This is a genomic window from uncultured Microbacterium sp. (assembly GCF_963521695.1).
Lineage (GTDB): Bacteria > Actinomycetota > Actinomycetes > Actinomycetales > Microbacteriaceae > Microbacterium.
In genome coordinates this window covers 1-11,279 of record NZ_CAUQWC010000102.1, presented here as the reverse complement: position 1 = coordinate 11,279, position 11,279 = coordinate 1, and the positions used below count along the sequence as shown (strand labels likewise).

The following is an 11,279-nucleotide window of genomic DNA, read 5'->3' as shown; positions in this document are numbered from 1 at the left end:
TCGCGCGACAGTTCGTCGGCGCGCGCGGTCGCGCGGGCGACGAGGTTGCTCACCCCGACGCCGGCGTCGAAGATCATGCGACGATCGTCGTCGCCCAGCTCCTCGGCGTACCGCGGCAGCCGGGGCAGCACGCCCGCCGCAACCAGCGCGGGCCAGAACCGGTTGCCCGGACGCGCGAACGGGGTGCCCGTCGCCGCCGTCCACAGCCCCGGGTTGATGCCCACGAAGAGCAGCCGTACCCCCGGCTCGACGAGGTCGGGGATGGTGGCATCCCGGAACGACTCCAGCTCGGCGCGCGTGAATCCCATGAGACCACTATGACCACTACCCCGGGCGGCGGCTGAGCGTCTGCCAGGATCGGAGGAATGGATGCCGTGCCCGCCCTGACCGAGATGCCCGCGCCGCAGTACGTCCTCGTCGGCGACAACGTGCGCCTGGCGACATACACCTGGGGTGACCACGAGGCCGATCCCGTGCTGTGCGTCCACGGCTTCGGATCGAGCACGCGCGACAACTGGGTCAACACCGGATGGGTGCGCGACCTGCTGCGCGCCGGGTTCCGCGTGGTCGCCGTCGACCAACGCGGTCACGGAGCGAGCGAGAAGCCGTTCGACGCCGCGTCGTACACGATGCCCACCCTGGTCTCCGACCTCGTCGCGGTGCTCGACACCTACCTGCTCGATTCGGTCCGCTACCTCGGGTACTCCCTGGGCGGTCGTGTCGGCTGGCAGCTCGCGGTCGACGCGCCCGAGCACGTCGAGCGGGCGGTGCTCGGCGGCATCCCCGACGGTCGCCCCCTCGCGCGCCTGAAGGTCGAACAGGCCCGGGCGTTCCTCGACCACGGGACCCCGGTCGAAGACGCCACGACCCTGCGCTACGTCTCGCTCGCCGAGCGTGTGCCCGGCAACGATCTGCGAGCCCTGGTCGCGATCGCCGAGGGGATGCGCCTGGGCGAGACCGATCCCGATCCGACGTCGCCGCCGCAGCAGCCGGTGCTGATCGCCACGGGCACCGAAGACCCGATCCACGACCAGTCGGCACGGCTTGCCTCGCTGCTCCCGCGCGGCGAGTTCTCCGACATCCCCGGGCGCCACCACGTCAACGCCCCCGGTGCGCGCACGTTCCGCGAGGCCGGTCTGGAGTTCCTCGCGCGCGAGGTCTGAGGCGCACGCCCCGGCGCGAGCACCCGCTTCTCACGCGATCAGGGAACGACCGCCACCCCGATGAACGACGGTTTCCGCGTTGTTACGCCTCCGTGAATGTCGAGATCATCGTTGATATCGACTCGGCTGCGCTGATACCGTCGCCCATCATGAGCATCTCGGCCGAACGCACCACCGTTCTCGATGGTCTCTCCAAGGCGATCGTGGAGCAGTTGCAGGAGGACGGGCGCCGCTCGTACGCCGAGATCGGCAAAGCCGTGGGCCTCAGCGAGACCGCGACGCGCCAGCGCGTGCAGAAGATGCAGGATGCCGGCATCCTGCAGATCGTCGCGGTCACCGATCCGCTGCAGCTGGGCTTCGCGCGACAGGCCATGATCGGCGTGCGCGTCTCGGGTGACACCCGGGTCGCGGCCGCCCGGATGACCGAGCTCCCCGGTGTGACGTACGTCGTCTCGACCGCGGGATCGTTCGACCTCCTCGTCGAGGTCGTGTGCGAGAGCGACGACGACCTCATCGACCTGCTCAACGACCGCATCCGGTCGCTCCCCGGCGTCGTCTCGACCGAGACGTTCGTCTATCTCAAGCTCCACCGTCAGCTCTACAACTGGGGAACACGATGACCCTTCTCGACACCGACCAGAACTCCACCCTGCAGGCGAAAGCCCGCGACCACCTCTGGATGCACTTCTCCCGTCAGTCGGTGATGACCGACGGCCCCGGCGTCCCGATCATCGTCAAGGGCGAGGGCCACCACATCTTCGACTCCACCGGGAAGCGTTACATCGACGGCCTCGCCGGGTTGTTCGTGGTCAACGCCGGTCATGGGCGGCGACGCATCGCGCAGGCGGCGGCGAAGCAGGCCGAAGAGCTGGCGTTCTTCCCGCTCTGGTCGTATGCCCACCCCGCCGCGATCGAGCTCGCGGAGCGTCTCGCGAACCTCGCCCCCGGCGACCTCAATCACGTCTTCTTCTCCACGGGCGGCGGCGAGGCCGTCGAGACCGCGTTCAAGCTGGCGAAGCAGTACTGGAAGACCCAGGGAAAGCCCTCGAAGCACAAGGTGATCTCCCGCGCGATCGCCTACCACGGCACGACGCAGGGCGCCCTGGCGATCACGGGCCTGCCCGTCATGAAGCACATGTTCGAGCCCGTCACGCCGGGGGGCTTCCGCGTGCCGAACACGAACTACTACCGTGCCGAGGAGTCGGGTTTCGGGGGCGGCACCCCCGAGGAGTTCGGCCTGTGGGCCGCCGACCGCATCGAGCAGATGATCCAGTTCGAGGGGCCCGAGACGGTCGCCGCGGTCTTCCTCGAACCCGTGCAGAACGCCGGTGGATGCTTCCCCGCCCCGGCGGGGTACTTCCAGCGGGTGCGCGAGATCTGCGACAAGTACGACGTGCTGCTCGTCTCCGACGAGGTCATCTGCGCGTTCGGTCGTCTCGGGCACTACTTCGGTGCCACCGCGTACGACTACCAGCCCGACATGATCACGTTCGCCAAGGCCGTCACGAGCGGCTACTCGCCGCTCGGAGGCACGATCATCAGCGATCGCGTCTACGAACCGTTCGCGCACGGCGACGCGTCGTTCCCGCACGGCTACACCTTCGGCGGACACCCGGTGTCGGCCGCGGTGGCACTCGAGAACCTCGACGTTTTCGAAGAGGAGGGGCTCCTCGAGAACGTCCGCACGAACTCCCCCGTCTTCCGCTCGACCCTGGAGCAGCTCCTCGACCTGCCGATCGTCGGAGACGTGCGCGGCGACGGATACTTCTTCGGTATCGAGCTCGTGAAGGACAAGGCCACCAAAGAGACCTTCGACGACGACGAGTCCGAACGACTGCTGCGCGGCTTCCTCTCGAAGGCCCTCTTCGACGCCGGGCTCTACTGCCGCGCCGACGACCGCGGCGACCCCGTCATCCAGCTCGCCCCGCCCCTGACCATCGGCCCGTCCGAATTCACCGAGATCGAACAGATCCTCCGCGCGACCCTCACCGAGGCGGCGAACCGCCTCTGAGAACCGGGGATGCCGAACCCACCCCGTTCGGCATCCTCACCCGCCCCTGCTCCACGGCCCGACCCCGGCCGACACGTCCGCTCCCACTCAGAGCGGTGCTCCGCGTGCTGTACCCCGCCATCAGCCCCACGGACGCGACACCGATCGCGCACCGCACCCGCTCGCGCGACACCCGATCGCGCCTCGCACCCTCTAGGAGGAGCCACGAACGACAACATCGCCGCCCCGACGGCCACGTCCGGCTCGGCAGCAAAGCTCGCCCGCACCCTCGGCCTCTGGTCGATCGTGGGTCTCGGCCTCGGCTACATGACCCCGACCGTCGTTTTCGACACCTTCGGCCTCGTCGCCGAGGAGACGAACAACGTCGTCCCCGCGGCCTACGCGGTGGCCCTCATCGTGCTCGCCTTCACCGCCGTGAGCTACGGCAAGATGGTCCGCGTCATCCCGAGCGCAGGCTCGGCCTACACCTACGCGCGGGAGTCCATCCACCCCGGCGTCGGCTTCGTCGTCGGGTGGACCGCTCTCACCGACTACCTGCTGCTCCCCATGGTCAACGCGCTGATCCTGCGCAGCTACATGGAGGCGCTCTTCCCCGACGTCCCCGGCTGGCTCTGGGTCGTCGTCTTCACCGCGGGCGTCACCGGAGTCATCTACCTGACGATGCGCGGCACCTCGAACATCAACATGATCCTGCTGGTGTTCTCCATCCTCGTCATGACGGTCTTCGTCGTCATGGTGGTGGTGCAGCTCGTGGGCGGCGCGGGCGCCGGGACGCCCGTCTCGCTCGCGCCCTTCGTGCACGACGACGTGCAGTTCGGTGCCGTCCTGGCGGGCGCCACGATCGTGTGCTTCTCCTTCATCGGCTTCGACGCGGTGTCGATGTACTCCGAGGAAGCCAAGACGCCCAAGATCATGCCCCGCGCGATCCTCCTCACGCTCGTGGCCGGAGGCGTCATCTTCCTCATCGCGGCGTACGTCACCCAGCTGCGCTTCCCCGACGCGTCGGCGTTCCCGACCGAGGCGATCGAGAACAGCACCCTGCCCGAGATCGGCGTGCAGGTCGGCGGCCCGGTGCTGCAGGCCGTGCTGACGGCTGCCGGGTTCGCCGCGACCCTCGCGTCATGGCTCGCCTCGCACGCGTCGGTCTCGCGGATGCTGATGGTGATGGGGCGCAACAACGTGCTGCCCCGCCGCATCTTCGGCTTCGTCAACCCGAAGACGCACACCCCGACGATCTCGATCGTCATCGTGGGTCTCGTCAGCCTGCTGGCGATCTCGTTCACCCTCGAGCAGATCGCGGCGTACATCAACTACGGCGCGCTCGTGGCCTTCACCTTCGTCAACGTCTCGGTGATCGCGTGGTTCGCCATCCGGAAGGGGCTGCGCAAGACCCCGGGCGACGTCTTCCGCTACATCGTGATGCCGGGGATCGGCGTGCTCCTCACGGGCCTGCTGTGGGTCAACCTCGACGCGCACGCGCTCATCGGCGGTCTCATCTGGACCAGCCTCGGCGTCGTGTACCTCGTCATCCTCACGCGGGGTTTCCGCCGCCCGATCGCCTCGTTCGACGAGAACCAGCCGGTGACCGGCGTCAACAAGACGGTCGCCGGGCCGCGCTCGGAGGTGTGACCCGCGCCGGGGGCGCGGCGCCGGTGACCGGATGCCACTCCCCCGGCGTTCCCGGAGTCCGCGCGACGGCCCCTCAGCCCGGCGCGCTCGCGGTCACCGGATCCGTCGTGACCAGCGCCCCTGACGGCATCCGCGCCGTACCCGTGATGATCACCGTGTACGCGTGCCCCGGCTGCGGGTCGGTGAAGACGGTCGACGAGCGTGAGCCCGCGACGGTGACCGGGTACTCCCGCCCCGTGGTCGTGTCGGTGACGGTGAGCGCGAACGAGGTGAACGAACCGATGTCGTTGGTGGTCCACGCGATAGCGAGACCGGCGGCGTCCGCGGAGACCGTGAGCGTGGCGATGCGGGGAATGCCGGCAATGGCGGCCACGAGGTCGGGCGTGCCGGCGGGGAGGCCTGAGATGTGCCCCGTCGCGGCCGCGGTGGTGAGTTCCTGCTGCACCTCCGCCGTCGCCCACGTGGGGTGGAGCTGAAGCAGTCGGGCGGCGAGTCCCGCGACGTGGGGAGACGCCATCGAGGTGCCGCTGATGGTGTTGGTCGTCGAGCCGATCCACGTCGAGGTGATGTCGGAGCCCGGGGCGAGGATGTCGACGCACGAGCCGAAGTTGCTGTACCAGGCGAGAGCCCGCTCCGTGTCGAACGCTCCCACGGTCAGGGGTGCGGGAGCGCTCGCCGGGGAGACGTTGCACGCGTCCTGCGCCTCGTTGCCCGCGGCCACGACGACGGCGAACCCCGCCTCGACGAGGTCGTCGGCGAATTCGTCGACCAGGCTGATCTGGGGACTTCCCAGGCTCATGTTCACCACCGACTGCGCGGAGTCGTTGTTCTGCTCGATCCAGAGCATCCCGTACAGCACGTCGATGATCGATCCCGTGCGGCCGCACCCCAGCACGCGGACCGGCACGATCCTCACGTCTTTCGCGACCCCGTAGGTGGTGCTGCCGATCGTGCCGGCGACGTGGGTGCCGTGACCGTTGCAGTCCTCGGTTCCGCGACCGTCGCCGACCTCGTCGTGACCGGCGGCGGCATCCACACGCCCGCCGAAATCGGGATGGTCGGACTGCACCCCGCTGTCGACGACGAACGCGGTGACCCCCGCACCGGTCGAGTCGTACAGGTAGGCGTCGTCGCTCACAGCGCTCGGGTTGTCGACCGCGTCCAGCCCCCACGACGGAACCGGCGTCTGGGCCTGGTCGGCGGAGACGACGTCGTTCGGGATGACCGTCGCCTCGGGGAGCGCGTCACGCACCGCGGCGACGTCGGTCTCGCGGACGGCGGCGTAGGCCATGTCATCGAGCGTGCGGGGGCTCACCACGGTGACACCGGGGAGGGATTGCAGCTGCTCGAGCCGGTCGGCGGGGACCGCGACGAGGTCGTACGACAGTTTGATCCGCAGGCGCTCCTCGTCGGTGGCCTCCGCGGGGATGCCGAGGGGTGCCGACCAGGCCTCCGTCGGCGCAGGGCTCGGTGTCGCGGGGGCGGGCTGCGCCGCACGTACCTCGGACGTCGGGACCGACCGCGTGTCGTCGACGATCGGACGGATCGCGGAGCCCACGCCGGCGACGACGAGCAACACACCGAGGAGGCCGAGCGCCCCCCACCGGCGCCTGTGGGTGGGGCGGTGACGCTGCGACACGGGGTCTCCTTCTGGTTCGTTCAGCACGACGCCACCGCCGAGGCGAGGGGCACGACGACGCGCGTGGCCCCGCGCGATGCGGGCGACGGGGCGCCGACGGCGGTGACCTCGGAGGCGACGAGTCCGACCCCGTCCTGGTAGATGTCGGATCCCACGCGGAACAGGTCGGCGCCCAACGGCGTCGCCCCCGACGGGACGCCGCGGGCCGCCCGCACGGCGTTTCCCGACACCATGAGCAGCGCGGCATCCCCCGTCGCCCGGACGACCGGCAGCAGTCGTTCGCCGGCGAAGAACGGGTTCGGGGTGAGAGCGCCCCACGCGGAGATCCCGGATGCCACTACCCCCGTGCCGAACGCGGAGGAGCCGTCCCAGCTGACGCGGTGGATCGCGCCCGCGGCGAAGAACAGGTCGTCGGCGATGGGTGTCGCACCCGCGGGCGAACCGCCGGCGGATCCGAACTCGAACGCCGTCCGGGTGTCGCCGTCGGGCAGGCGCAGGAGCCGCGGCGAGCCGTCGGTCGCGCGATACGGCAGATACGAGCGCCCCGCGGCATCGGCGTCATGGTCGATGAGCTGTCCGCAGAGGTCGACGTCGGACGCGACGAGGCCGCCCGCGCGGTGAAGCGCGGAGCCGGCGAGGAACAGGTCTGCGGCGACCGGTGTCGCTCCCGACGGGATGCCCGCGACAGCGGTGACGGCACCGGAGACGGTGTCGAAAACCGCCGCGCTGCCGTCGGCGCGCCGCAGTGGCAGCAGCAACGCGGCGGCATCGTCGGCCGAGGGCGCGAGGGCGCCGACCGCGTCGATCCCCGTTGCGACGGCGCCCACGCCCGCGCGGTAGAGCACGCCCGACGACAGGTACAGGTCGAGGGCGACGGGCGACGCGCCGACCGGAACGAGGGAGGCGTCGGCGAGCCCCCGCGGTGACGACAGCAGGCGCGCATCGAACGACGTCAGCGTCGCCGTCGCCCCCGTCGCCCCGGGGGTGGTGGCGGCGATGCTCCCGACCGTGCCGCCCGCCGGAACGTGGACCGATCCGCACGCGGCGGACCCGTCGGCCCCGGTCAGGATCACCGCTGTGACGGCGCCGCCGTCGAAGGTGTATCCCCCGGCCAGCTGCAGCGTCACGCTCGCTCCGGCGATGGCGTCGACGCCGTCGGAGAGACACACGACGACGTCGGTGAGGACGGCGCAGGCGACGCCCGCGTACGACGTCGACGAGAACGACAGCACGGGACCCGAGACCGCCGCCGCCGGCGACGCCGCGACGAGAGCGATCGCCGGAACCGCCCACGCGGCGGCGTGGAGGACCGCGCGACGACCGGGAGCCGCGTGCGGGACCGCACGATGATCGGACACGGTGGCATCCCGATGCGAGGGATCAGAGGGGTGGGACACGGGTGGCGGTCCTTTCTGTGCCCCACGCACCGGGTGCGGGACGGGGCAGACGACGTCGCCGCGAGCATGCCCCACGGTCGGCGCAGCGCTCTCGCCCGTCGGACCGCGCGAGACGGGGTGAGGGCGGATGTGGTGGCATCCTGTTCCGGGTCGGCGGGAGTTCCGCTCTCCGGCCACCGATACCGCGCCGTCGTCCGATTCACCCGCGCTCTCGCCCGCCGTGCGCCCGTCCCTTCGACTCGTGGCCGCACAGGCCCCCCGGTAGACTCCCCTCAGTGACCCGCACCCGAGCCGAAGCCGCCTACCTGCGCTCGGTCACGGCGTTCAAGAACCCCACGCTCGATCTCCTGCACGGTCGGTTCGCCCCCTTCGTCGTTGCCGTGCTTTCCGTGGTGTTCTCACCCGACAGATCCGCCGTGGCCGTCGCCGACGCGCACGTCGAGGTCGCCGAGGCCATCGACGAGCTGCGCGCCGCCGGTCTCGACACTGACGACGACCGCCGCATCCCCGCCGGCTCCGCCCGCGAGATCTGCCGCGGGTGGGTGCGCGTGGGCTGGTTGGGACTGCAGATCGAGGACGACGTCGAGGTGTACCGCCTCTCGGCGCACGCCGTGGGGGCGCTCGAGATCGCCGGTCGTGCGGGCGGTGGTCGGGCCCGGGTGTCGCGCTCGCGCGTGCGCACACTGCTCGACGCGGTCGAGCGACTCGCCCGCGACGCCGAGAGCGACCCCGACCGTCGTCGCGAGGTGCTGCTCGCGGAGCGGGAAGCCATCGATGCCGAGCTCGCCGCGCTGGACGAGGGTGTCGTCGAACCGCTCGACGACGAGCACCTCCTGGAGGAGGCCGAGAACGTCATCCATCTCGCCCGCGAGCTCCCGGCCGACTTCTCGCGCGTGGCCGAATCGATCACCGCCATGCAGCGTGATGTCGTGGCGGAGCTCCGCCGCGACGTGCGCCCCACGGGCGAGGTCCTGCGCGAATACCTCGAACGCGGCCGACAGGTGATGCAGGCCACCCCGGAAGGGCGGGCGTTCCAGGGGGCGCTGCGCCTGATCGGAGACCCCGAGAACATCGACGACCTCACCGACCAGCTGCACGCCGTGCTCACCCAGCCATTCTCGCGGCTCATGACCGCTGAGCAGCGGGCGGAACTGGATGCCATCGCCCGTCGGGTCGAGGCGGGGGTGCAGGAGGTGCTCACCGCCCAGCGGCGCGCCTCGCACGTGATCACCGCGCAGGTGCGCACGCACGACCCCATCCGCGACCGCCAGGTCGACGACCTGCTGCGCGGAGTGATGGCGGGGCTTCACCGCTGGAGCCAGACGCGCGCGCCCGGACGGGTGGACCCGGTGCGCACCCTGCCCCTCGCCGACATCGGGCATCTCCGGCAGTCGCTCAGCGACGTGCGCCCGAGCGGTGCGCCCGCGCCCCTGGCATCCGAAGATCCCGATGTGGAGTTCGCCGGCGTCGACACCCGCGCCTGGGGCGGACCGCACTACGCCGAACTCGAGGCCTACGTCGCCACGCTCGACGAGGGCTTCGACCTGGCGACCGCCTTCGCCGGCGCCGACGCCGGCACCCGACGCCCGGTCGACCTCGTGGGCCTGCTCGAGATCATGCACCGCGGCGGGCTGACCGAGACCGACGACGTCTCGATCGTCGAGGCCGTGCGCCCCGACGGCACGACGCGACGCTTCGCGTTCGGGGCGGTCAGAGCAGAGAACTTCACAGAAACGGATGCCGATGACTGACGTCGACCGTCGAACACCCGAAGCCGACTCCCCGGTGTTCATCGCCCCCGTCGCGATGGAGAACGACCCCGACGCGCTGTTCGCCGGCGATCGCGGCATCCTGGACGCCGAGGTGCGGCGCGTGCTCGTGCGCATTCTGCAGCGCCGATTCCTGCTCGCCGAGAACTCCCCCGCCGAGTGGAAGCTGCTGATCGAGCACCAGCAGATGATCGAGTCGCGTCTGAACGACCTGTTCGTGCGTCTCGTGGTGGATCACTCGCGGGGCGTGGCGTACAAGGAGCAGGTCCGCAGCGACGAGCTCGACGTGCCGATCCTGTTGAAGGACGAGGCGTATTCGCGCGCCGAGACGCTGGTGCTCGTGTACCTGCGCACGGTGTTCCAGCGCGAGACCACGGCCGGTACCGCCTTGGCCCGCGTCGACGTCGAAGAGGTCGAGCAGACCGTGCTGACCTATTTCGCCGAGAGCGACGGCACGCGCGCCAGCCAGCAGCGCGCCGTGCGCACCGCGATCGCGCGCCTGGACCGCGAGGGCATCGTCGAGGAGGAGTCCGAGGGTCGCTACCGCATCGGCCCCCTGATCGAAGTCGTGCTGAGCGCCGAGACGCTCCGCGAGCTCCAGCAGTGGCTCGACGAGCAGACGCAGGACTCGCCCGTCGAGGTCCCGGCATCCGAGACTCCCGGGAAGGATCTCCTCTCATGACCATGCTCGACACGCTTTTCGGGCTGATCCCCGCCGCGTCCCGCGGGCAGCAGTGGATCGCCGAAGACCTGCAGCTGGTGAACTGGGGCGGCTACGACGGCACGCACCGCGTGCGCTTCGCGCCGACGGCGACGCTGCTGTGCGGCGGGTCGGGATCGGGCAAGTCGACGCTCATGGACGCGTACGTGGCGCTGATGATGCCCCACACGACCCCCTTCAACGGCGCGTCGAACGGCGCGGTGGTGGGGCGCCCGCGCGGGCAGGAGCAGCGCAACATCCTGTCGTACGGCCGCGGCAAGCTCGACGAGTCGCGCACCGACGAGGGCACGAAGGTGCGGGTGCTGCGCGGCGACGGACTCGACACGTGGACGGCGATCGCGATGACGTGGGCCGACCATGACGGCGCCCGGTTCACGGCGGTTCGGGCGTGGTACATCCCGGCCTCGGCGCGCACCCTCGACGACGCCGTCAAGGTGCGGGCGACCGTGCACGGAGTGTTCGACCTGCGCGCGCTGGAGCCGGCCGCGCGCACCCATCTGTCGGATGCCGCGGTGCGGGCCACGGGCCTGGACACCCTCGCGACCGACCGCGAGTTCTCGGCGCGCCTGCACGCGGTGCTGGGCATCGGCGCGGCGGGGTCGGGAGCGAAGGCGATGAGCCTGCTCGCTCGCATCCAGGCCGGGCAGCAGATCACCACCGTCGACGACCTCTACAAGCGCATGGTGCTCGAAGAGCCCGAGACCCTTGCGGTCGCCGAGGCCGTCGTGTCGCACTTCGACGGACTCGAGTCCACGCGCACGCGCATGCTCGAGGCGCGGCAGCAGGTGCGGGCCCTGCAACCGATCCGTGCGATGAAGACGCGCATCGACGAGGCCGCCGAGCGCCTCCGCCTCATCGACGAGCTCGGGCGCTTCGGCGATCCCGCGTCGCGCGCGTCGCTCTGGCGCGCGCAGCGGCGGGTAGACCTGCTCGGCGCCGTCGAGGCGGAA

The 11,279-nt window shown here is 70.7% G+C and carries 10 protein-coding genes; 7 read left to right on the top strand and 3 right to left on the bottom strand.

Features of this window, described 5'->3' with window-relative positions; genetic code table 11:
- Positions 1-308 (bottom strand): uracil-DNA glycosylase family protein (locus tag RWP81_RS09215; RefSeq protein WP_314455190.1); only part of this gene is annotated, 308 nt, incomplete at its 3' end.
- A gap of 57 nt (positions 309-365) precedes the next feature.
- Between RWP81_RS09215 and RWP81_RS09210 the strand changes: the two genes are divergently transcribed.
- The 4 genes from RWP81_RS09210 to RWP81_RS09195 all read left to right on the top strand — a co-directional run bounded on the left by RWP81_RS09210 (position 366) and on the right by RWP81_RS09195 (position 4,803).
- Entirely contained in the window at positions 366-1,163 is a 798-nt protein-coding gene (locus tag RWP81_RS09210) for an alpha/beta hydrolase (RefSeq protein ID WP_314455187.1), read from the top strand.
- Positions 1,164-1,312: 149 nt separating this feature from the next.
- Positions 1,313-1,783: an Lrp/AsnC family transcriptional regulator gene (locus RWP81_RS09205; RefSeq protein WP_314455184.1), complete on the top strand. Its 471-nt coding sequence runs from the start codon at positions 1,313-1,315 to the stop codon at positions 1,781-1,783.
- Positions 1,780-3,174 (top strand): aspartate aminotransferase family protein, encoded by a 1,395-nt coding sequence (locus tag RWP81_RS09200; protein ID WP_314455181.1) that lies wholly within the window; start codon positions 1,780-1,782, stop codon positions 3,172-3,174. The genes RWP81_RS09205 and RWP81_RS09200 overlap by 4 nt, the downstream gene beginning before the upstream one ends.
- A gap of 216 nt (positions 3,175-3,390) precedes the next feature.
- The gene (locus tag RWP81_RS09195) at positions 3,391-4,803 is read left to right on the top strand and encodes an APC family permease (protein ID WP_314455193.1); all 1,413 of its coding nucleotides are present in this window, start codon (positions 3,391-3,393) and stop codon (positions 4,801-4,803) included.
- 73 nt (positions 4,804-4,876) lie between these two features.
- On the opposite strand, the gene RWP81_RS09190 is transcribed toward RWP81_RS09195, so the two are convergent.
- Together RWP81_RS09190 and RWP81_RS09185 are read right to left on the bottom strand one after the other, a co-directional pair.
- Positions 4,877-6,442: a S8 family peptidase gene (locus RWP81_RS09190; protein WP_314455178.1), complete on the bottom strand. Its 1,566-nt coding sequence runs from the start codon at positions 6,440-6,442 to the stop codon at positions 4,877-4,879.
- Between the two features lie 20 nt (positions 6,443-6,462).
- On the bottom strand, positions 6,463-7,839 hold the full coding sequence (locus tag RWP81_RS09185; RefSeq protein ID WP_314455175.1) for a hypothetical protein: 1,377 nt from the start codon (positions 7,837-7,839) through the stop codon (positions 6,463-6,465).
- Between the two features lie 275 nt (positions 7,840-8,114).
- On the opposite strand from RWP81_RS09185, the gene RWP81_RS09180 reads away from it, so the two are divergent.
- The 3 genes from RWP81_RS09180 to RWP81_RS09170 all read left to right on the top strand — a co-directional run.
- Positions 8,115-9,590, top strand: a complete 1,476-nt coding sequence (locus RWP81_RS09180) for a DUF3375 domain-containing protein (RefSeq protein WP_314455172.1) — start codon at positions 8,115-8,117, stop codon at positions 9,588-9,590.
- Positions 9,583-10,290 carry a DUF4194 domain-containing protein gene (locus tag RWP81_RS09175; protein WP_314455169.1) on the top strand — a complete coding sequence of 236 codons (708 nt, stop codon included), beginning with the start codon at positions 9,583-9,585 and terminating at the stop codon, positions 10,288-10,290. Before RWP81_RS09180 ends, RWP81_RS09175 begins: the two co-directional genes overlap by 8 nt.
- Positions 10,287-11,279: ATP-binding protein (locus RWP81_RS09170; protein ID WP_314455166.1), on the top strand; the 993-nt coding region annotated here is incomplete at its 3' end. The genes RWP81_RS09175 and RWP81_RS09170, both read left to right, overlap by 4 nt.